The organism is Clostridioides sp. ES-S-0048-02, from assembly GCF_020658495.1.
GTDB lineage: Bacteria > Bacillota > Clostridia > Peptostreptococcales > Peptostreptococcaceae > Clostridioides.
Genome location: NZ_JACVWH010000015.1, coordinates 51,560 through 72,949 on the forward strand (window position 1 = coordinate 51,560; position 21,390 = coordinate 72,949).

Sequence of the window (21,390 nt, forward strand, 5' to 3'; positions counted from 1 at the left end):
TTATCTTAAATCATTATACTGAATTGAATTTTATATTTTTTAATCATTCTTGCTCTTTGATTCAAATTTAGTTTTTGTTTTAAATTTCAGCCTCAAAATTTATATTTCTTTTTAAATAAAAAATACATTTTCTTATATTTATAATCAAAGTTATGAGAAACATGGACAGCAAAATAAATACACCTAAAAATGTAAAATTATTTTTTAATACAATAGATTATTAGTACTATTCAGTGTCTTTTTCATTTTTAGAAGACAGAATAAATTTTTGAGTAGGATACCCAAATTCAGTCAATAATTCAGCTTCTGCAAAACCTAACTTCTTTATCATATTCCGATGTCCTGTATCAGCTTTATCTCCTTCTCTAAAAGTTGTGATTGAGATAGATTTATCTATCAAAAAATTCTCAATAACCTTTTTTAGAAACACCTGTGCAATATCTGAATTACGATATTGAGGGTGTATTCCAAAAAAGTCAATGCTCCCAGTTTCTTTATTAAATACCATATTTGCAATAGCAATGTTATTAAATTTTAATATCAAGGCTCTTTTTTCCAAAATATATTGTTTTAATTGAGAGATATATTCTTCCTCCTGTAAATTTGGGAATCCATCTATGACTAATCTCACTAAACTCATCCATGATGGTATATCAGATATTTTAGCAAGTGTAATATCTTTTTCTAATTCCGATATATCTTTTGAAAATAGATTTTCTTTTTTCAAAACAAATCTTAGCTGCAAAGGATAAAATTCTTGTTCTTTTCGATATTTATTTGGAGATTTTTTATACATATCTTTAAATACAGAAGTAAATGCTTGTTGACTTTCATAGCCAGCTATCAATGCAATTTCAATAATTGTTTTTTTAGAAAATACTAATAGTTTTGCTGCCTCTGTGAGTTTTCTTCGTTTTATATAATCATGCATTGTCAACCCAACAGAAGTTGTAAAAGTTCTATGTAGATGATATTTTGAATAATGAACAGCATTAGCAACTATATCTAAATCCAGCTTTTCTGATAAATGCTCCTCTATATAATCAATAGCAGTTATAACATTATTTACTTTATAAAACATTGCAGCTCTCCTCCTTTTATCCATGAGACATTATATCAATTACTTCTTAGTCATATTTAATAAATCTTGCTATTTTTTATAATGTGAAAATTATTTTTTATATGTTTATCTCATCTTGTAACCTATTTTTCAATTTTCTTACATATTTCTAACTTAATAATATACATTTTTTCATATAATATAATCATTAAAAAAGAAAAATAGAGTATTTCATTTGAGATTCTTAATATTCTCTTGAAATACTCTTCTTTATATAAATATTTCTTTATTTTTAAATATACACTTAATTTATTTAACTCTAAATAAACTTTTAACTTTAAGATTTACTATCTTCTCTTCTATTATTTAATTAAAGACTCCAACCCTTTAATTTTCAATAGTTTTTCGTTTAATAAATCTAAAAATTTATCTATTATTTCCTGTTTATTAGATTCTTTAACTAAATAATAAATAAACCTATCTGGTGGAGCATCTTTTATGTAATGTATCTCGATATTAGATATTTCTTTAAGGTGATATGCTACTGATACTGGCACAATGGCCCATACATTTTCTTGTCTCATAAAATACTCTAAAAGAGACATTTGGTCTAAAAATACTTTAGGTTGAAGAGTTGAACGAAACCAAAAATTATGCCACAAATCATATTCAGGATTCCATGGAAGTCTTATTTCATCGGCAACATCTAAAACAGATGGATGCAATTCTCCATTGTATTTTGAGCCATAACTTGTTACCAGTAACATGGCTTCTTTAAATATTGGTATTGTTTCTATGTCATTAAAAAACATATCATCTGAAATAAGAGCTATATCAACTTCCCCCTTGGAAACATAATCATATGCTTCATAAGAATGATAGTTATAAAAATTTACATTATACTCTGGATATGTATTCATAAAACAGGAAAATACATCTGGAAGTATGTATGAGCTAACACTTCCTATAGAGGATATATTTATAATTTTACTTCTATCAATCTTAGTTATATACTTAGCTTCTTGTAAGAGAGTTTTATATTTTTCTGCAATTGGAACAAATGCCTTCCCTTCTTCTGTCAACTCTGATATTCGTACTCCCTTTTTTCGATTAATTAATTTGTATCCCAATTCAGCTTCTAATGCATGTATGCGTCTACTTAAAGCTGGCTGAGTAACATATAAACTTTCAGCAGCAGCAGAAATGCTTCCCAGCTTTATAATAGTCAAAAAAGCTTGTATCTCAAGTTCTGTCATAATCTTACCCCAATTCATAATATAAATATTTATTTATATTATATGGATAAAAACAGCATTTTACAATTATTTAATCTGACTGTAAACTAATTGTATCTTAAAATTTAACGAGGTGCCATTATGAAATATACAACTAACTTAACAGAAGGTTACATAAAGAAAGAGTTGGTCATACTCATGTTCCCATTACTTTTAGGAAATATACTCCAACAACTTTACAATACTATTGATGCTATTATAGTTGGTAGGTTTGTAAGTCAAACTGCTTTTGCTGCTGTAGGTGTAGCTGGAACTATTATGAACCTTTTTATATTTGTACTAAGTGGAAGTTGTACAGGTATATCAATTATATTTGCACATTTTTATGGAGCTAGTGATTTATCTTCATTTAGAAAAGAATCTTTTCTAGCAACTATCTTTGGCATTACATTAACTTTAGGATTAAGTATATGTTCAATATTTATACTCTCTCCATTACTAAATCTAATTCATACACCACAAGAAGTTTCAAATATCGCGATACCATACCTAAATATTATTTTTTGTGGACTTATCGCAACATATTTTTATAATTTATTATCAGCAGCCTTGAGAGCTGTTGGGAATACTAAAGCTACCCTAATTATCTTAATGCTTTCAATGATAATAAATACTGTTTTGGATATAGTTTTTGTTGCAGTATGTGATTTTGGAATCCAAGGAGCAGCTTCTGCAACTGTACTTTCACAGACTCTTGCATCAATTCTTTGTTTTATTTATATAAGAAAAAACATTTCATTTCTTTTGTTTAGAAAGGAAGATATGAAGTTTGAATGGAAATTATTAAGATTAACTCTATCCTATAGTCTAATTTCAGCTCTTCATCAATCCAGTTTATATATTGGAAAATTACTAGTACAGGGAGCTGTAAATCTAATGGGAGCAGACATGATTACAGCATACACTGCTACAACAAGAATTGAAGGCTTTGCTAATTCTTTTGGTGATAGTGGTGCTGAGGCTATCTCTATATTTGTCGCACAAAATCTTGGAAATGAAAATAGAAAAAGAGCAAAGCAAGGATTTTATACAGGATTGATTACACTAGTTTGTCTAGGAATTGGATTATCTTTGATAATGTATTTCTTCGCAAAGACTACTATTGAATTTATGACAAATAATGCCAATAGTAGAATTATGATAAATGGCATAGAGTACATGAAAACTATCTCTATTTTCTATGTTTTATGTTTTATAGGAAGTGCATTTGTTGGATGGTATAGAGGAAGTGGAAAAGTAAATATTCCTGTAATTGGAACCGTCTTACATATATCAATTCGTGTTATTATTTCTTATTTGTTTATTCAACAATTTGGTTTAAAGACAATTGCATTTGCTACTGGCATAGGATGGGTTTCTGTTGTGACATTTCAGTATATTATTTTTTGTAGGTCAAAAAAAATAGAAAGGTGAACTCTATCCAAAGTTCACCTTTTATGTAAATAACTTTTTTTATTTTGATACATATTAATCTAATTTATAATATATCAGAGTTAAGATTAACAAATTAAACTTTTGAGTATATAATATATTACCCTAAGCTATTTATTAATAACTCTATTTTAAAGTTAATCCTGTGTTTGAGTTAATCCCATATTTTGAGCTAATTTTATTTTGTATGCTGAACATACTCTATAATTGTGCCATCTGGATGTTTTACTGTCATATTATATCCTGTAGGAACTTTTTTCTTATCTCTTATTACTACTGCTCCACTTTGTAGCAGATGACTTCTCCATTCATCCACAGAATCAACCATAAAAGTAGCTTTCGTTTCTATAAATGGCTTAAGAGCAGTATCAGAACCAGATAACAGCAAAACATTTCCTACTTGAGCCAACTCTAACCCCACTTCTTTATAAGAAAAACGTAAAGAACATTTATCTTTTAAAAGATTTTCATAAAAAGGAATTGCATTTTCTATATCCTTAATATAAAAACGTGTTAATACATCATATATCTTCATATTATTTACTCCTTTATTTATCTGTCTTGTTTCTTCTCGATTATATCATTTTGCAAATATTATGATAATATCTCAATCATTAAACCACAACTATAATAATTACCCTAACAAGTCCTTATTATCACATAACAGGTAGTAACTTTCAATAAAAACGTCTATTAGTCACTCATTAAGTAACAATTCAATCTGTCATATCATAAACAATCCATATAAAAAACAAGTTAACTACCATTCATAGTAAAATGGTAGTTAACTTGTTTTTTATTACAGCTAAACCTATGTATCCACAGAATTTCTATTCTGTTTTGTTATTTATAGAATAGGTAACATCATTTTAGTGAGATACTCACTTTCAGGACGATTTAAATCATTCAAGTACTGATAATAGATATCTCCATAAAGTTCATATCCACTATCCTTCGCCCACAAAAATAATTCTTCAAGTGTAGGGTCTTGCAGTTCATATGGTCCTAAATCAATTGCAGTTATTATTTTCTGTGTTGGAACAATCTTTTGCAAAATTTCATTTTCTGTATCCATATTATTAAATACAGAATGATTAGCTACAGGAAAACCTACTTCAACATCTAATTTTTCTAAGTCCATGTTATGAAAGCATACAATTGGTGCTCCTGCAGACAATATTCCCTTTTCTTCCAAATAGTTGGAAATTTTTCGAAAACTTTGCTGTGAAAACTCTGAAAATTCTACCATAAAGTCAATAGTTTTTCGTATTGCTAAAATGCAATACGAAGGCTGTTCAGCCATCGTTATATTAGATATTCTAGCCATTTCATATCCTCCATTACTTTATTTTTATTTCTTAGCCTCTGTTTCGTAGTTTTTATTCTTAGTTGCATCTTTATATTAACAGTATAACAAAACCAATATTATGATGCTTGTCACACAGTGCTCTTATTTTAAGTAAATACAAATGGATTGAAAATAATGAATAACTCAAATAAGAAATAGTACTGCTTATTATAAATCACTAGTATTCATCCTTGAAATTCATAAAGAAAATCAATATTAATCTTGTAGTTCTTCTAATATATAAATAACATTAGGATTAAACATATTTTCTAGGTTACTACTTTTAGAGTCATTTTTTGCATAAAATTAAGAGATAGTTTAATAGCTATCTCTTAAAATAATTCCATTATTTAAATTTGGTTAATTCTTATTTTTATTATCAAGTTACTAATATACTAAAACATTTTAACAGTTTTCATCTAGCTCCCCTAGAATCTTATGAATATGAATCATTAAATATAATTCCTCCTGACGAGGTAATTTTCTAGAGTATTCCTTGTGTATATAGGCTCCTATTTTATTTACACATTCATATTCTTCCTTACAATTTTTACGCACTTGATTATATATAAAATCTATCTTTTCTTTTGATGGTTCATTAGCCAGAAATCTTTGAGAAAAAGCCTTTAGATGCATTACAAATCTCATATAATAAAATGATTCTTTATTATATACAATAGAAAAGTGATAATGAACTATTTGTAAAATGGCATTCACAATTTTAGCACTTCTCTTATTTCTATCACTATAAGGATTGTCTTGTTGTGCATTTATAAAATGGCCTGCTATATTACCAATTTCCTCTTCTGGTAGGTCTAGACCAAGAACCTCCTTAAAAACAGTAATCGCATATTTTCCTATATCATATTCTTTTGGATTAAATTCTTTAATTTCAAACAAATAGTAATTCTCAATCATTATACCTTCTTTAAAGCGTCTCACTGCAAAGGCGATGTGGTCAGTTAAAGCCAAATATATATGGTTCATAAGTTTTAAATTATACTTTTCTATTCCATATGAGATTATCATTTGAGCTATACCAAAGTATTCTGCATCTATTTCTGATGCAAGTTGTACAATGCTCTTTTTTATATTTTCATCATGAAGAACGAAAGTTTTTTCTATATCTTCTTTATTTAACTCAGACCCAATCTTATAATTATGACCAATTCCTTTTCCCATCAATATTATCTCTTCGTCATTATCATCCTTTGCAAGTAGCAACGAATTATTTAATACCTTTGTAATGTACATACTAAAAACCTCAATATATTATATTTATTTTGTTATTCCATTACTCTTTATGACTTCTTTATACCAATAAAAACTATCTTTCTTTATTCTTTTTAAATCTAAGGTTTCATGGTCTGTTCTGTTTATGTAAACAAGCCCATAACGTTTGTTGAAACCTTGTGAAGAACTTAAAAGGTCTGTAAATGACCATAGACAATATCCCATCATTTCTACACCATCTTCAATAGCTAATTTACATGCATTTATATGAGTATTTAAATAATCTATACGATAGTCATCATGAATTTTACCATCTTCAAGGACATCTTTAGCTCCAAGACCATTCTCCGTTATTATAACAGGTAAGTGATACCTTTGCCAATATTCATTCAATGCAACTCTAAGTCCTGATGAATCTATTGATGCTCCATACTCTGAAGCCTTTAGATTAGGATTCATCGACATCTTAAATAATCCATACATACTAAAGTCAACTGTTCCTTCTCTTAGTCCAAATGGATGTTGTGAATCCTCAGGTAAGGCCTCTGCACAGTTTGTTCTATAATAATTTACAGCTATGAAATCCATTTTAGCTTTTTTAAGTACTTCTTTATCTTCATTTTCCATATGAGGAACTATATTTCTTTTCTCAAGATAATTCATATAATACCCTGGATACTCTCCATAATAATGCATATCAAGCATGTAGTACACTTTAAAGTTGTCATTCATTCTTGCTGCGTATACATCTTCTGGTTTAGATGTAAGAGGATATGTTACAGATGATGATACTGCTGCTCCAATCTTGCTTCCTTCTATCATTTCATGGCATGCATTAACTGCCAATGCATGAGCTAAACAAAGATTATAATCCATTTGAGCACGCATTTTATCTATCTTCCATGGGTCTGTTTCATTATATATATTAATTCTCTCTTCTACTCTAACTATTAAATTCTGTTCATTATGAGGTTGCCAATATTTCACTCTATCTCCAAAATGCTCAAAGCATACTTTGGCAAATCTTTCAAAGGCATAAACAGTCTCTCTACCTTCCCAACCATTATACTTCTCCACTAATGCAAAAGGTAGGTCAAAGTGATATAAAGTTACAAATGGCTCAATGTCACACTCTATTAATTTATCTATTACTTTATTATAAAAATCTATTCCCTTTTGGTTTATTTCTCCTTCCCCATCTGGAATTAGTCTTGCCCATGAAATTGAGAAACGATAAGTTTTCATTCCTAATTCTTTCATCAGTTCAATATCTTCTTCATAATTATGATAAAAATCTGATGCTACTTTAGTGTCTGCTTGCAAGTGAGACTTTTTAAAAGAATTGTAATCAGCCACTGTTTTTCCTTTATTATCTTTATCCCAAGCTCCTTCCACTTGAAATGCTGAAGATGATGCTCCCCATAAAAAATCTTTTGGAAATCCTGTATTCATAAGTGTCACTCCTTTTATATTAATGTTTTAATCGTTTTATTTGTTGCTTTATTGCACTAAGCTAATTTTTATAGTTCTAATCAATTTAATTATTAACTAATGAAATTATTTTATCATTTGTAGATACATGACTGGATTTACAAGAAATCACCTGTGCAAAATCAAATGTATTATTTACTATAACTGGTGTAGTTATATCATATCCAGCTTTTTTTATTTCATCTATATCGAAGGTTATCAGTTTAGAACCTTTTTTCACTAAATCTCCTTGATTAACATGTTTTACAAAGTGTTTTCCATTTAACTCTACTGTATTAATTCCAACATGTATCAACATTTCTGCTCCATTATCTAGCTTTAATCCTATTGCATGTAGTGTTGGAAATAAAGAAGCTACTTCACAATCAGTAGGAGCTATTATTACTCCTTTTGTAGGTAATACAGCTATACCTTCTCCCATAGCTTTTGATGCAAATACATCATCTTTTACTTCTGATAATTCTATACAATCTCCTTCCACAGGTGAAGTTATATCAACAATGCCCTCTTTTGTTTCTACTTTTATAGTAGAGCTATTTCCTTTAGAAGATTCTTCTAAATCTTCAAACCCAACCAGATAAGTTAAAATAGCTGAACCAAAAAATGCTATAGCACAACCTCCTAGATAACTTAAAAAACCTAACGTTCCTGCTTCAGCATATACAGGTATAGTTAAAACACCTTGGTTTGCGAATGCGTTACCATAAGAGCCACCCACTCCCATTATGCCACCTCCAATTGCACCACATATTACAGCACATACCATTGGTTTTTTTAACCTAAGATTAGCTCCATATATTGCAGGCTCAGTTATACCAAATAGTGCCGTTATAGTTGCAGACATAGAGATTGTCTTTAATCCTTGATTTTTAGTTTTAAAGAATACACCTAGAGCAGCTCCTGCTTGCGAGAAGTTTGCGGCTCCTGCAAAAGCCAATAAATTCTGTCTTCCAGTTTGAGCAACATCACTTATACCTATTGGTAGTAGTGCTCTATGTGCACCAAATATAACTAATACGCACCATAATCCACCTATGAATGCTCCACACAATGCAGGGCTTAGTTCATAAATATACTTGTAAACAAAGTTTATAATATTTCCTATATATATCCCAATTGGTCCAAATAAAAACAATGTTGCAGGTAAGATTATAACTAATGATAAAGTTGGAACCATTATTATTTTAATTACTTCAGGTATATACTTTTCCAGTATTTTTTCAACATATGAAAGAGCCCATATAGCAATAATTATTGGAATAACAGATGATGTATATGTGGCCTTTGTTACTGCTAATCCTAAAAATCTAACTGTTTCTTCCCCTGCCATCAAAGCTGTAAAGGCTGGATAACAAAGTGTTGCCCCTAATACCATAGATATTATTTTATTTGCATTAAACACTTTAGCCGCAGTATATCCTAGTATGATAGGCATAAAATAGAATATAGAATCAGCCATAGCATTTAGAATAATATAACTTTGAGTCTCTTTTATATCTACACCATTTTTATTCATATAGTACATAGCAAGAACTGATAAAATACCTTTAATCATACCAACCCCTGCTATAGCAGGTATTGTAGGTGTAAATATTCCAGCTACAGCAGATAATATAGAGTTCATGATACCTTGTTTTTCTTCATTTCCATTTTTATTATCTATTTCACTTGATTGAGGTACCATTTTTACAATCTCATCATACACTTTTTTTACTTTATTACCAATTACAACTTGTATCTGACCCATACTCTCTACAACAGTTATTACTCCTTCAGTTCTGGTTAACTTATCCTTATTAACCTTAGAGGTAATTTTAACTTTGAATCTAAGTCTCGTCATACAGTGAGTAACTTCATTTATATTCTCTTTTCCACCTACATTTTGTAGAATTTCTTGAGCTACTTTTTTATAATCCATATATAAATCCTCCATCTTTAATTATAGGCTTTTTGTTTTTATGGCCAATTAAACAAAAAAATCGAACCAAATAAATAGATTATACCCATAGTACTATATAGGTAACCTATAAAAATTGATTCGATCTTGCCTGCATCACCAGTAACACGTCTACTGTAATATTCAAATTTGTTAACTTTATAGTAACATAAGCGTTTTCTTAATTCAACTATAAAATATAATTTTTCAACAAATAATTCTTATTGTTATATCGAAATTTATTTTTAAAATTTTAAAATACTTGATTTACTAAACAAAATGGTATATTATTTCCATTATAAACATACCATTTGGAGGATAATATGAAAAAAATATTTAATCAAAAATTACTTTTACTCTCTATTGTTGTATTTTTCTGGTTTTCACAATACGTATACATACCTTTTCAAAATCCATATTTAAGTATATGTCACGTATCTACAAACATGATTGGTATAATAATAGGCTCATATGGAATCTCACAATGCTTACTAAGACTTCCTATTGGGGTTTTTGCAGATTCTATAAACAAACATAAAATATTTATACTATGTGGAATTTTATTTGCTGGTTTGGCATCTCTTATAAGAGTTATTTCTCCTGGAGGAGAAGGATTTCTTATAGCTAATATCTTATCTGGAATAGCATCATCAACTTGGATTTCTTACATGGTTCACTACACTGATTTTTTTTCCATAGAACATCAACAAAAAGCTACAAGTACAATAATTTTGGTAAACAACCTAGGAATGTTAATTGGATTTGTCATGAGTACCTTATTTTATGAAAAATTAGGAATGGTAAATTTGTGTATTATGAGTGTAATATCTTCAATCATTGGTACACTTCTAGCCTTAAATGTAAAAAATCATCACTCAGGAAAAATAACCGAAAAAATCCCATTTAAAAATTATTTATCTATATGTAAAGACAAAAGACTTGTATTTTTTTCTTTTATGGCATTGATTCAACAAGGAATCCAAATGTCTACAACAATGTCATTTACTACTCAAATTCTTAAACAACTAGGCTCTAGTTCTACCATTATAGGCTTATCTTCTATATTTTACATGGTATGTGCTGTTGTATCTTCTGGATTTGCTTCTACTAAATTTTGTACAAAGCATGGACCAAAATTTTGGATTCCCTCAGTGTTTTTTTTGATTTCAGTTTATTGCTTTCTAGTTCCAACAGTAAAAAGTATTAATATAATATTTATGCTACAATCGTTACCAGGAATATCTACAGGTATACTTCTTTCTTACCTTACTAGTGAGTCTATGAAAAATATACCAAAATATCAAAAATCTACTGCAATGGGATTTTTTCAAGCAGTTTATGCTATAGGAATGTCTATATTTCCAATGCTAGTGGGTAAAATATCAGATTATATTTCAATACAATATGGTTATTTTACTTTAGCTTTTATTGCTATAATTGCTTCCATATTATCTTATACATACTATAAAAAATTAAATTTACCTCTTAATTGTGATATAATACACTCATAAAAAATTATATGTTTAGGAGTTTTTATGACAAATTTAAGTGCCACTGAACAAATTATTGATTATATTAAAGTAAATATTCTAAATGGAAATTTTAAAATTAATAGTAAATTGCCAAGTGAAAGAAAGATTGCTGAACTATTTAATATAAGTAGAATTCCTGTAAGGAATGCTATAGACAAACTTTGTAAAGAAGGAATACTTAGGTCTATTCCCTATTCAAGCCCCATAGTTGAAGGATTTAAAAAAGTTGACCTTTTTTCTGATAATGAAGTTTATAAAAATCATAATATACAAGAATTTTACGTTGAATCTTTAAGAGCAAGACAACTTATAGAAAGTGAAGCTACTAAGTTAGCCATTTTAAATGCTACTTCTGAAGAACTTCAGAGAATAAGATATGCTTACTTGAAATCTGTAGAAGAACTAGACAAAGTTTCACAAGGCTTAATAGAAGAATGTTATGATGCTGACCTGCAATTTCACAAAGAAATAATTTTAGCTTCTCATAATCCAATTTTTATAAAGTATTATGAATTAATACCTAAAACTGTGTCTTCTAATCAACACTTTGGCTTTAAATATAGAAATTCACTACAAGATATGATTAGTCATCACAATGAGATAATGATGGCTTTTGATAGTAAAGATGCTAATTTGGGTTATACATCAATGTATAACCATTTAGAGGGAGTTATTCAGTTATTTCAGCGTGATTAAACTTCTATTTGTAGGTCTTATAGTTAAACTCGTGAGAATTATAGGTCTAATAGTTCAGACTTATGAGAACTAAATATTTATAATATGTACTATAAAGAGCTTATTTTAATATACTACTAAATATAGTGTCCAAATAAGCTCTGTTTTACTATTCATAGATTATTTTATTAAGTATCATAATTAATATTAGATTGTATATAATCGTTACTTAAAAATAAAATTGACTGTAATATAAACAATTATAAAGCATTATTTGGTAGCCTTCTTTTTTCCTAGTTTAGGTATTTTTAATGATTATCATATCATTTTTTTAATTATGCATATAAAAAACAGCAAATCATGAGAATTTACTGTTTTATATTTTGATATTTAGAATTACTTAGTTTGATATTGAGATTTACTTAATCAGCCATAATTTAGCCTTGTAAAATTTGATTAACATCATCAATAGTTATATCCATTCTCGTCGCCACTTCTGTAAGATTCATACCTTGTTCTTGGAATCTATTAACTACTGATTTCATAGACTCACCTATTTCAATTAAATGATTATCCAAGTCATAAATTCGAACTACCTTTTGCCCCCATGGTGCTTCTTCCACATCACGAAGTAAAGTAACATCACTTCTTTTATTTAGTTTTGATATAAACTCTTCAAAAGACTCTGCTTCAAAGAATATTTCACAATTATTCTCTTTGTCTTTCATATCTTCTTTCGAGATTCCTGTCAACCAATCAAAATCTTGTTGCAATGACAATCCACTCTCAAATACAATGTTTTTTCCATAGTCAACAATAACTTTTAAATCAAATAATTCTTCATAGAATTTACGAGCAATTTGAATATCTTTTACTGCAAATAAACAACCTGCATATTTCATAAGTTACCTCCATCAACATTAGTAAATAGATTATAACATTAGTACTAGAAAAAAATATTGTAAAAAACGGACATGTTTTCGTCATTTTTAAGTCAATAAATATAAGTGTTCTCAGTAAATGTAAGTTCTCTAAATAATAGTAATATACAAAATAAACACTACTTTATAAGCGAATGGATACAAAAGTGCCATCCTGAGTTTCCACATGAACAATCTCAAGTCCCTTGTACTGCTTAAGAACAGACTGACACTCTCGAACGAGTTCCTGCAGAAATTTTTTGGTAATGACTTCCTGATATGGCTCTGGAAGTGATTTTTTAATCTCTTCAATAACCGATTCTGGCAACAAAAGAACTGCAGTATTTGCTAGAAACAATGGTATGGGTAGCCACAAATTTGTTTCTTTTGAGCGGACAATAATGCGCATAAACCTATTCTCCTAGTATTATTTTATAAAAACTTTAACTGTAGTGCCATCAGCAGAGTCAACCTCTATGATATTGCCAAGTGTTTCATTATCCAGACATTCAAGAATAGAGGTAGTAAGAGCATCTAGGTCTATACCTTGCAAATCTTCACTCTTAATTGGCAACTTACCTGTCATTTTCAACACTTGACGTATAATCTTTACAGGAAGTTGCACATTTACTTTATCACCATCTGGAGTGTCCACAATAATCTTCAACATCTTATTTTCATATGAAGTACTGCTTTGTTTAGTAAAAGCTTGACTATCAAAGTCTTCTGAATAATTCGTATACTCCTCTTGAGATGTAGTTTTATCTAATGCATCAATCAAGTCAATTGCCTCTTTGGCAGAAAGCTTTCCCTCCTCTACCATTGTTAAAATCCTCATTTTTTCATCCATATTATTTTCCTCATTTCTGCTCTTCTGTATCCATTCCAACAGAAATAGCCTCATATTTTGGTCACTACTCCTGACTACTGTCAGAAATAGAGATAGAGCTTCATTTATTTTCTTTTATTTGTTCTAATGCCTCTGCTGGAGTGATTTCTCCTTTTTCCAGTGCATCTAAAATCTCCTTTTTATGTGAATCAGAAGAAGATATCACATTAGATTTTCCGTCTAGTTTTTGGATAATATCATCTAACCTAGAACGAACAGTTGGATAAGAAATCTTTAGTTCTTTTTCCACTTCTTTTATATTACCACGACATTTTAAAAATGTTTCTGCAAAGAATAAATCATCTGCAGATAGATAGTCAAATGCACTGAGGCAGAAATCATTTTCAATCACTGTATCACAGTTTTCACATTGTAGCTTGACAACTTTAAGTTTTCTTCCACATACAGGACAGCGGCTGATAACTTGATACATCACATCACCTTCTTTCTATCTAATGTTTATAATATAAATCAAAAAATTAATAAAGTCAATATATATATTAAAATAATTAATATTTATATTAAAATAATTAATACATATCTAAAATCAGCAATAGATATATCAAGAATAGTAGATGTACCAATTGAGGAACTATTCATTTTCGATTAATTTTTGTATCATTGATAATATGTTTTAAATACACATTAGAAAATGGCTACTTTGATTTTATTTCAGAGCCACCATTTTACTAACACCTATATTTAAGATGAAACATTTCTATTCCTAAACAAAGGTTTTTAACTACTAAACAGTTGTTCACAGAATGTTGATTTATATAACCTGATGTTTGTTATAAGCCCGTATAGCAAGAAGAAGAAATACAGGAATTTCAATTATTGATGCCACTATTATGACATAGGGTGACCAGATGCTTGCCTGTCCAATATGCAGATAATTAAATCTAGTCAATTGGTACAGTAAACTATTTTGCACACCTATTCCTGCTGATGGTAAGATAAAAGTAAGCCAATTGGCTCCAGCCGAATACGTAAATATTGGAAGTAAACATGTTACAATAGCAATTAGGATAACAGAGAGTGAATCCTTGCATTTAGCTGATAAAAACAGTGTGAAACTGACAGTTGCCAGCAGTGAAATAAGCCCTCCTATTGCCAAAGTAATCTGAAGCTGCCCTAAATTAAGTGCAGGCAGACTGATAACTGAAAATAGCATCTACATAGATGTTTTCATACACTCAGTTCCAAATGCTAGATTTGAAATTGTCAAATGAATTGAAATACATATGACAAATGCTACAGTAAAAATAGTAAGTGCAGCCATAATCTTTGCAATTGCCAATCGAGAATGTCCATGCTTTGTACAGCGCAAAATACTATCTGAACCCGTTTGGTATTCATTAGAAAACGTAGGGGTCACAGCCGCTGTACAAAGAATGACTAGGAAAAAAATAAATAGAATAATATAATCAAATGCATCTCTTGAATATCCAGTATAAAGCTGAAAAGGCGTATTTACTTCTACATATTTTTGTATCGCATGTTTCTGTGCGGTTGGATATTTCTTTTGCTCCATCTGCATGATATCTTTAAGATGTTGCGTAGTCTGCTCATAAAAACCATCTAATTTATCAGGAGAAATATCCATTAAGCTTATTCCCTGACCAGTCTTTGGATTAGAATAGGCTTCTGGCAGTCTTGCCAATAGAGATTGAATGGGAAATACCTTTTTTATATAAATATCTGTAGGGAATTCACCACTACTAAGGCTGTCTTCTCCATATGGCAAAACTGCACTTTGATAGATATTCAAAGCTTCTTTGAGTTTTTCCATAGTAACTTCTCCATTATTTTCCGAGCGAAGTGATTTTTTATAGGCAATTGCTTCCAGACCATTTAATTCTGCTACCTTGTTGCCGTTTTTATCATATTGATTGATGTCCTCATACAATACCGGAAGCCAAGCCATCACAACAGACATGAATAGTGAAATAAGTAATAAAATGATAGAACGACGTGATTTCAACACACGTTTTATTTCAAGACGATAAATACGAATCATTTACTTTCCCTCCTCACTTATTTCCTCTTGCGGAAATAACCATAAATATAAGTCCTCCAAACGGGGCGAAGCCATTATTGAGTCACTTGTTTTGGCTTCATCTGCCAAATAACGAACTGATACCTGATTATTACCTTCACTACGTTGATTAATAATACGAAGCTGCATTTCATACATAGGCATCTTTTCAGCAGGTATGATACAATTCCAAACTTTACCTGTAACTTGTTTGACCAATTCATCTGTTGTCCCTACATCAAGAATTCTTCCTGATTTCATAATGGCATTTTGAGTAGCAATATACTCAATATCAGATACGATATGAGTTGAAATAAGGACAATCCTGTCATGAGAGAACTCTGAAATAAAGTTTCGGAAACGAACTCGCTCTCCAGGGTCAAGTCCAGCTGTTGGTTCATCCATTATTAGAAGTTTCGGGTCATTTAACATTGCTTGTGCAATTCCCACTCGACGTTTCATTCCACCAGATAACTTGATAATTTTTTTATTTTTGACATCAGTCAAGGTAAGTGTATGCAGCAGACTGTCAATCTTTTTTCTTGTTTCTCTAGCAGGAACGTCCTTTAATGCAGACACATACTCCAAATAGTCCTTTACTGTAAAATCTTGAAAGAAACCAAAATCCTGTGGTAAGAAACCGAATAGATTTCTGTATTCTTCTCCCATTGAATGAATATCCTTACCATCAAAAACAATTTTTCCACTAGTTGGTTTTAGAATATTCGCAATCATTTTCATAAGCGTAGTCTTACCAGCACCATTAGCTCCAAGAAGCCCCCACACACCAGGTGTAAGATTTAAACAAACATCATCAACTGCGGTTTTATTCTTAAAATTTTTTTTAAGATTTGTAATTGTTAATTCCATGTCTTTTCTCCTTTTTTATAATACAAAGACAAACGTCCTTGTTCAGTTTTATTTTACTAAACAAGGACGTTTTAAACTTTAATATTAACAGGATAAATTCCTAAGAAAATCCTAATATCCAATTAATGTTTTCCTAAGACTGAATTGGAAGTAATACAGTAAAAATAATCCTATCATTTTCACTTTGAGCCAAAATTTCTCCACCATGTAAAAGAATAATTTCATTGGCAATAGAAAGCCCAAGACCTGCACCACCACTGTCCGATTTACGAGCATCATCTAAACGGTTAAATTTTTCAAAAATTGTAGATAATTGTTCTGGTGGAATAGTATGTCCTTGGTTTTCAAATTTAATTTTAATCTTATCCTGTTCCTTTTGAACGTAAATAAGAATTTCTGTATTAGGATAACTGTATGCAACAGCATTTTTGAGCATGTTGTTAAACACTCTAGCTAGTTTCTCAGAATCAGCATAAACCATCAAATTCTCATTTGCGTTGAGTATAACAGAATTTCCTTTAGCAGATAATACAGGATAAAACTCATCAATGAGTTGCACAAACATATAGTATAAATCTACATTTGTTTTTGTTAGTTGAATTTGCTGTGTATTGTACCTTGTGATTTCAAAAAATTCATCAATGAGCTTTTCCAGACGCATAGACTTCTTCAAAGCAATTCCAACATATTTTGCTTTCTGTTCTATAGGCATGTCAGGTGCTTCATCCAGCAGACTTAAATAACCTATTACAGAGGTAAGAGGTGTGCGAATATCATGAGCTAAATACATGACTAATTCATTCTTTTTGTTTTCAGCTTCTTTTACAGCTTGCTGGCTAAGTAGAACAGCCATTTTTATTTGGTTCATCTGCTTTTCCATATCTTTGAGTGGTTCAGATAATTCAATGGTGCTGTCATTTAGTTGATATATTACTTTAGTGGCATTCATGACTTCCTGCAAATATCCCCATGGTTTTTTCCAGTAATGATAAAAAATACAGAAAAAACCTATAATCAAATATAGAAAATAAATTAAGTCAATTCTAAGATGTAGCCACGGAAAAAATGTGTTTGAAAATCTACTGAATTCATAATCGAATAATATTACCAAAATATACCCAGCTAAGGTATATATAATTAAGCTTATAAATAGTTTCATACGTAATTTCTTTTCTGTACCAATATTTGTCATTGCTATCACCTCCATATCTATACATTTATTAATTGGATAACAGAAGAACTGTCATCAGTGCTAAAAAAAGAACTGCAAAGATTCCAGCTAGAGTTGAAATTACTATATCTGTTTTTTGCTTATCTTTTAGTATTTTCAGCAGTAATGCATATAGACCAATACCAATTATTCCACCAAACATATTGGTGATTAAGTCTGTAATATCTGTACTTCCGATAGCAAGAATATACTGAATCATTTCAAGGATAAAACTGCTTCCAAAAATAATAAGAACTTTATTTTGTAGTTTCATTCTTGATGACAACATGGAAAGTAAAACTCCGAAAGGAATAAAAATTAAAATATTATCTCTCACTTCCTCAAAATGAAACTGTTCTCCAACAGAAGTAGAGTAATGAAATGGAATCAAGTTGATACTCCTTGTGTAACCTATATCGCTTATTCTGAATTGTAGTTTAAACAATATAATCCATACTAATAAAATTAAATAAAGTATGAATAATACACAACTAATTATTTTTAAATGTTTCTTTTTTTTATTCATAGCGTAATTTTTCCTCTCCTCATAGTGAGTTGTAGTTAAATTTTATAACCGACTCCCCATATAGTTTTGATATATTTAGGTTTTTCAATAGTATCACCCATTTTTTCACGCAAATGTCGTATATAAACAGTGATTGTATTGTTACTTTTGCTATAATACTCATCTTGCCATATTTTATAAAATAATTCCTCTGAACTAACAACAGTTCCCTTGTTCTGTAGCAAAATACAAAGTATGGAATACTCCGTTGGTGTAAGTGAAATAGGATTTCCGTCAATTAGACAATCATATGTCTTAGTATTAATTTCTAAACCTAAATAACATAAAACAGAACTTGTATCAGATTCTTCTTGTATAGGATTGTATTTTTTATATCTACGCAGCTGTGCCTTTACTCTAGCAATTAATTCAAGGGGACGAAAAGGTTTTGTGACATAATCGTCAGCTCCTAAAGTTAATCCTGTGATTTTGTCAGTTTCCTCATCTTTTGCAGTTAGCATAATAACTGGAAAATTGTACTTCTCACGTATTTTTCGACAAATATCAAATCCATTTACATCAGGCATCATAATATCCAAAATAGCAAGGTCAAGCTCTGTATTTTCTATACAAGCAAGAGCTTCCTTAGCTGAATAATACTTAAATACGATATAGTTTTCATTTTGCAGATAGACCTCTATTAAGTCCGCTATATCATGTTCATCATCTACTACAAGAATTTTATCATTCATAACTTTTTTCCTCCTTTCGCGCATATACAAGATATTTTATTATTGTATCAAAAGAATCTTTACTATTTATGATTTCCTGCATAAGAAATTATTAAGAATTTCCTAACTCTACAACTTTTTACGATTATCTTTCGGTTTTTCTGCTTCTTTTTATATCCACCAGATACGACTAAAATGTATAATACTTGGTATTCATTTTCTTTACAAAGTTTTTGTACCCTGCGCTCTGAAATCCTCCGAGAAAAGGAGTACCATTTTCACAGTACTCCTTTGATTCTCCATCTTTATTTCGTTGTATCCTCACACTCTATATCAACACCACAGAAACATTGATATAGTTTTTAATGACCTTATGTCTGATTTTATCAGCATCACCTGTGAATACGATATACTCGCAAAATTGCCTAAAACATAGAATTTCTACATATCAACTCGTTGTATCAATACTACAGTTAAAATTTTCCATATATTCTACTGTTTTAGTTTGTTTTTATATATAAAAAATACTATTCATATTCATAAATTTATTCAATTTTCAAACACATATGTTGAATAATAACTAATTACATTGTATTATTAAATTGTAGAATAAAACTAAATAGGCAAAACTAGAGAAATTTAGTGACGCAAAGCTATAGGGACTAAGACTTGTAAAATATCTTATAAGTTATGTCAGCCAGTTGCCAAAAGGATATTGTTCTTTTTGTTTTTATGAAAGTTTTTTAGGGGGATAATAATATATATGTTTATAGATAAAATGGATAAATGTACTCATATGTTGACTGCTTATATTGGTAGTTCATATGATTATTGTGATTTTATAGATACACAGTTAGATGATTTTATACTAGAGTACGGAGAAAATGTAGTAGAATCTTGTTTGCATCAAGTAATGGTATTGGTAAGTAAGTATAATTAGATAGACATTATTTTCTAGAAAACCCTTTTTAGTTTTATCTACATTTAATAAATTGCTAATAAAAAACAATTGAAATATATTTATATCATTCAGAGTTTAATTTCTTGTTAAACAGAAATTAAAGTTTGTGTGAATTGTGCATTAGATTTATTAGAAGAACAAATAAAAATCAAAAATTAAATATACAAAAGTTTCAGGATGTAATAATTCTTTAATACTTTAGGAAAGCACCTTTATATAGATGCTTTTCATGTTTAAGTAAATTTATATGTAATTGTATTTTACTGTCTATTTTAAGCTAAGTCTGTGCACTTATTTCTATAAGTTTTCAATAATAAGTAAGCCTAAAAATAATACCACAATAGCTGTTACAATCAATGCCAATACATTAATAATTTTCATTGTCTTATGCTTAAATATTTTTGACAATAACATAAAAACAACTATTCCTATAATTCCTCCTAGTGTATTCCCTATCAAATCGGTTATATCACTTGCACCTATTGCAAATATATATTGAAGTGTTTCAAATACCAAACTAATTATAAAAATAGGTACAATCTTTTTTATAAAGCTAAATTCTTCTTTTAGTATACACAAATATATGCCAAATGGTACAAATATAGCTACATTTAATATAATCTCTGATATATCTACTCTATTATTAACTATAAGTGAGCCAGCGAAAGGTACTAAGTTTATATTTCTAAGATTCATAGTTTCAAGTGATGAAATATCAAATTGCATCTTAAATAGTATTATCCATGTCAAAAGAATTATATACACTACAAACAACCCTTTTGTAATATTGTATTCTTTGGATTTCATTCATTACCACCTCATTGTTCTATTGTATTAATAACTTAATACAATAGTATATTAATTCAATTTATCTGTCAACTATTTCTGTTAAATTAATTTTAAGGTGTCTTGAGTAATGTTATTGATAGTTTATACATTAATAAATTTCAAAAAATAAGCACTCCTATAAAAGGGGTGTTTTTAATGTATATTTATGAAACATACAATATAATTATAACATTTCTTATGTTTTAGTATGATGCTTTTCGTTCGCTTTATTGTTACAACTTCTACTATAATTTTATATAATTTTTTTAACTAATAAAAAATTATTTTTGAAGTAGAATATATTAAAAAAGTGATAGAAATTATCTATCACCTTTTTGTCTAATATTTAAATTTAATTTATCTACTACTAAAATAAATCTAAATGCAATTTAAGAAATTAAATAGTTGAATAGTATATTAAAGCATAATGGTAAAGA

Annotated in this window: 22 protein-coding genes and 1 riboswitch; of the genes, 5 read left to right on the forward strand and 17 right to left on the reverse strand. The window is 29.3% G+C overall.

Annotated features, from left to right (window positions below; genetic code table 11):
• Positions 1-226: 226 nt before the first annotated feature.
• Together IC173_RS15970 and IC173_RS15975 are read right to left on the reverse strand one after the other, a co-directional pair.
• Positions 227-1,081 carry a helix-turn-helix domain-containing protein gene (locus tag IC173_RS15970; protein WP_227855848.1) on the reverse strand — a complete coding sequence of 285 codons (855 nt, stop codon included), beginning with the start codon at positions 1,079-1,081 and terminating at the stop codon, positions 227-229.
• A 341-nt stretch (positions 1,082-1,422) separates the two neighbouring features.
• Positions 1,423-2,334, reverse strand: a complete 912-nt coding sequence (locus IC173_RS15975) for a LysR family transcriptional regulator (RefSeq protein ID WP_227855849.1) — start codon at positions 2,332-2,334, stop codon at positions 1,423-1,425.
• 102 nt (positions 2,335-2,436) lie between these two features.
• Between IC173_RS15975 and IC173_RS15980 the strand changes: the two genes are divergently transcribed.
• Entirely contained in the window at positions 2,437-3,768 is a 1,332-nt protein-coding gene (locus IC173_RS15980) for an MATE family efflux transporter (RefSeq protein WP_227855850.1), read from the forward strand.
• A 196-nt stretch (positions 3,769-3,964) separates the two neighbouring features.
• Here IC173_RS15980 and IC173_RS15985 read toward each other — a convergent pair whose 3' ends face one another.
• The 5 genes from IC173_RS15985 to IC173_RS16005 form a co-directional block, all read right to left on the reverse strand.
• On the reverse strand, positions 3,965-4,321 hold the full coding sequence (locus tag IC173_RS15985) for a VOC family protein (RefSeq protein ID WP_227435351.1): 357 nt from the start codon (positions 4,319-4,321) through the stop codon (positions 3,965-3,967).
• Positions 4,322-4,633: 312 nt separating this feature from the next.
• Positions 4,634-5,113, reverse strand: coding sequence for a GyrI-like domain-containing protein (locus tag IC173_RS15990; RefSeq protein ID WP_227851368.1), 480 nt, complete (start codon positions 5,111-5,113; stop codon positions 4,634-4,636).
• A gap of 426 nt (positions 5,114-5,539) precedes the next feature.
• The gene (locus IC173_RS15995) at positions 5,540-6,388 is read right to left on the reverse strand and encodes a PRD domain-containing protein (protein ID WP_227825111.1); all 849 of its coding nucleotides are present in this window, start codon (positions 6,386-6,388) and stop codon (positions 5,540-5,542) included.
• 24 nt (positions 6,389-6,412) lie between these two features.
• Positions 6,413-7,819, reverse strand: a complete 1,407-nt coding sequence (locus IC173_RS16000) for a glycoside hydrolase family 1 protein (RefSeq protein WP_227825110.1) — start codon at positions 7,817-7,819, stop codon at positions 6,413-6,415.
• 85 nt (positions 7,820-7,904) lie between these two features.
• A complete protein-coding gene (locus IC173_RS16005) occupies positions 7,905-9,776 on the reverse strand; it encodes a beta-glucoside-specific PTS transporter subunit IIABC (RefSeq protein ID WP_227855851.1) in 1,872 nt (623 codons plus the stop codon).
• Between the two features lie 341 nt (positions 9,777-10,117).
• Here IC173_RS16005 and IC173_RS16010 point away from each other — a divergent pair, with 341 nt between their 5' ends.
• A complete protein-coding gene (locus tag IC173_RS16010) occupies positions 10,118-11,305 on the forward strand; it encodes an MFS transporter (protein WP_227855852.1) in 1,188 nt (395 codons plus the stop codon).
• 24 nt (positions 11,306-11,329) lie between these two features.
• Positions 11,330-12,022 (forward strand): FadR/GntR family transcriptional regulator, encoded by a 693-nt coding sequence (locus IC173_RS16015; protein ID WP_227435378.1) that lies wholly within the window; start codon positions 11,330-11,332, stop codon positions 12,020-12,022.
• A 416-nt stretch (positions 12,023-12,438) separates the two neighbouring features.
• Here IC173_RS16015 and IC173_RS16020 read toward each other — a convergent pair whose 3' ends face one another.
• The 4 genes from IC173_RS16020 to IC173_RS16035 all read right to left on the reverse strand — a co-directional run bounded on the left by IC173_RS16020 (position 12,439) and on the right by IC173_RS16035 (position 14,243).
• Complete coding sequence (locus IC173_RS16020; RefSeq protein WP_227855853.1) at positions 12,439-12,903, reverse strand: VOC family protein; 465 nt, start codon at positions 12,901-12,903, stop codon at positions 12,439-12,441.
• Between the two features lie 163 nt (positions 12,904-13,066).
• Positions 13,067-13,330 carry a hypothetical protein gene (locus IC173_RS16025; RefSeq protein ID WP_227435382.1) on the reverse strand — a complete coding sequence of 88 codons (264 nt, stop codon included), beginning with the start codon at positions 13,328-13,330 and terminating at the stop codon, positions 13,067-13,069.
• Between the two features lie 18 nt (positions 13,331-13,348).
• Positions 13,349-13,810, reverse strand: coding sequence for an SHOCT-like domain-containing protein (locus IC173_RS16030; RefSeq protein ID WP_227435384.1), 462 nt, complete (start codon positions 13,808-13,810; stop codon positions 13,349-13,351).
• A 61-nt stretch (positions 13,811-13,871) separates the two neighbouring features.
• Positions 13,872-14,243 carry a DUF2089 domain-containing protein gene (locus tag IC173_RS16035; protein WP_227831730.1) on the reverse strand — a complete coding sequence of 124 codons (372 nt, stop codon included), beginning with the start codon at positions 14,241-14,243 and terminating at the stop codon, positions 13,872-13,874.
• A 538-nt stretch (positions 14,244-14,781) separates the two neighbouring features.
• Here IC173_RS16035 and IC173_RS21035 point away from each other — a divergent pair.
• Positions 14,782-14,937, forward strand: coding sequence for a hypothetical protein (locus IC173_RS21035; RefSeq protein ID WP_413927555.1), 156 nt, complete (start codon positions 14,782-14,784; stop codon positions 14,935-14,937).
• Positions 14,938-14,984: 47 nt separating this feature from the next.
• Here IC173_RS21035 and IC173_RS16040 read toward each other — a convergent pair whose 3' ends face one another.
• From IC173_RS16040 to vanR, 5 genes are all read right to left on the reverse strand, one after another.
• Complete coding sequence (locus tag IC173_RS16040) at positions 14,985-15,830, reverse strand: hypothetical protein (RefSeq protein WP_413927556.1); 846 nt, start codon at positions 15,828-15,830, stop codon at positions 14,985-14,987.
• On the reverse strand, positions 15,831-16,718 hold the full coding sequence (locus IC173_RS16045) for an ABC transporter ATP-binding protein (protein WP_227435388.1): 888 nt from the start codon (positions 16,716-16,718) through the stop codon (positions 15,831-15,833).
• 133 nt (positions 16,719-16,851) lie between these two features.
• On the reverse strand, positions 16,852-17,910 hold the full coding sequence (locus tag IC173_RS16050) for a sensor histidine kinase (RefSeq protein ID WP_227831732.1): 1,059 nt from the start codon (positions 17,908-17,910) through the stop codon (positions 16,852-16,854).
• 28 nt (positions 17,911-17,938) lie between these two features.
• Complete coding sequence (locus tag IC173_RS16055; protein ID WP_227435392.1) at positions 17,939-18,454, reverse strand: VanZ family protein; 516 nt, start codon at positions 18,452-18,454, stop codon at positions 17,939-17,941.
• A 35-nt stretch (positions 18,455-18,489) separates the two neighbouring features.
• Positions 18,490-19,185 carry a VanR-ABDEGLN family response regulator transcription factor gene (gene vanR / locus IC173_RS16060; protein ID WP_227831733.1) on the reverse strand — a complete coding sequence of 232 codons (696 nt, stop codon included), beginning with the start codon at positions 19,183-19,185 and terminating at the stop codon, positions 18,490-18,492.
• 591 nt (positions 19,186-19,776) lie between these two features.
• Positions 19,777-19,873: riboswitch (cyclic di-GMP riboswitch) on the forward strand.
• A gap of 54 nt (positions 19,874-19,927) precedes the next feature.
• Here vanR and IC173_RS16065 point away from each other — a divergent pair.
• Complete coding sequence (locus IC173_RS16065; protein WP_227831734.1) at positions 19,928-20,104, forward strand: hypothetical protein; 177 nt, start codon at positions 19,928-19,930, stop codon at positions 20,102-20,104.
• A 318-nt stretch (positions 20,105-20,422) separates the two neighbouring features.
• Here IC173_RS16065 and IC173_RS16070 read toward each other — a convergent pair whose 3' ends face one another.
• Positions 20,423-20,932 (reverse strand): VanZ family protein, encoded by a 510-nt coding sequence (locus tag IC173_RS16070; RefSeq protein WP_227855854.1) that lies wholly within the window; start codon positions 20,930-20,932, stop codon positions 20,423-20,425.
• Positions 20,933-21,390 lie beyond the last annotated feature (458 nt).

What these genes read in the sequence shown, in the direction of transcription:
- IC173_RS15970 (WP_227855848.1), bottom strand. Translation starts at nt 1,081, where the DNA reads ATGTTTTATAAAGTAAATAATGTTATAACTGCTATTGATTATATAGAG.
- IC173_RS16035 (WP_227831730.1), bottom strand. Translation starts at nt 14,243, where the DNA reads ATGTATCAAGTTATCAGCCGCTGTCCTGTATGTGGAAGAAAACTTAAA.
- IC173_RS16025 (WP_227435382.1), bottom strand. Translation starts at nt 13,330, where the DNA reads ATGCGCATTATTGTCCGCTCAAAAGAAACAAATTTGTGGCTACCCATA.
- IC173_RS16020 (WP_227855853.1), bottom strand. Translation starts at nt 12,903, where the DNA reads ATGAAATATGCAGGTTGTTTATTTGCAGTAAAAGATATTCAAATTGCT.
- vanR (WP_227831733.1), bottom strand. Translation starts at nt 19,185, where the DNA reads ATGAATGATAAAATTCTTGTAGTAGATGATGAACATGATATAGCGGAC.
- IC173_RS16005 (WP_227855851.1), bottom strand. Translation starts at nt 9,776, where the DNA reads ATGGATTATAAAAAAGTAGCTCAAGAAATTCTACAAAATGTAGGTGGA.
- IC173_RS15985 (WP_227435351.1), bottom strand. Translation starts at nt 4,321, where the DNA reads ATGAAGATATATGATGTATTAACACGTTTTTATATTAAGGATATAGAA.
- IC173_RS16070 (WP_227855854.1), bottom strand. Translation starts at nt 20,932, where the DNA reads ATGAAATCCAAAGAATACAATATTACAAAAGGGTTGTTTGTAGTGTAT.
- IC173_RS15995 (WP_227825111.1), bottom strand. Translation starts at nt 6,388, where the DNA reads ATGTACATTACAAAGGTATTAAATAATTCGTTGCTACTTGCAAAGGAT.
- IC173_RS16010 (WP_227855852.1), top strand. Translation starts at nt 10,118, where the DNA reads ATGAAAAAAATATTTAATCAAAAATTACTTTTACTCTCTATTGTTGTA.
- IC173_RS15975 (WP_227855849.1), bottom strand. Translation starts at nt 2,334, where the DNA reads ATGAATTGGGGTAAGATTATGACAGAACTTGAGATACAAGCTTTTTTG.
- IC173_RS15980 (WP_227855850.1), top strand. Translation starts at nt 2,437, where the DNA reads ATGAAATATACAACTAACTTAACAGAAGGTTACATAAAGAAAGAGTTG.
- IC173_RS16015 (WP_227435378.1), top strand. Translation starts at nt 11,330, where the DNA reads ATGACAAATTTAAGTGCCACTGAACAAATTATTGATTATATTAAAGTA.
- IC173_RS15990 (WP_227851368.1), bottom strand. Translation starts at nt 5,113, where the DNA reads ATGGCTAGAATATCTAATATAACGATGGCTGAACAGCCTTCGTATTGC.
- IC173_RS16000 (WP_227825110.1), bottom strand. Translation starts at nt 7,819, where the DNA reads ATGAATACAGGATTTCCAAAAGATTTTTTATGGGGAGCATCATCTTCA.
- IC173_RS16045 (WP_227435388.1), bottom strand. Translation starts at nt 16,718, where the DNA reads ATGGAATTAACAATTACAAATCTTAAAAAAAATTTTAAGAATAAAACC.
- IC173_RS16050 (WP_227831732.1), bottom strand. Translation starts at nt 17,910, where the DNA reads ATGACAAATATTGGTACAGAAAAGAAATTACGTATGAAACTATTTATA.
- IC173_RS16065 (WP_227831734.1), top strand. Translation starts at nt 19,928, where the DNA reads ATGTTTATAGATAAAATGGATAAATGTACTCATATGTTGACTGCTTAT.
- IC173_RS16040 (WP_413927556.1), bottom strand. Translation starts at nt 15,830, where the DNA reads ATGATTCGTATTTATCGTCTTGAAATAAAACGTGTGTTGAAATCACGT.
- IC173_RS16055 (WP_227435392.1), bottom strand. Translation starts at nt 18,454, where the DNA reads ATGAATAAAAAAAAGAAACATTTAAAAATAATTAGTTGTGTATTATTC.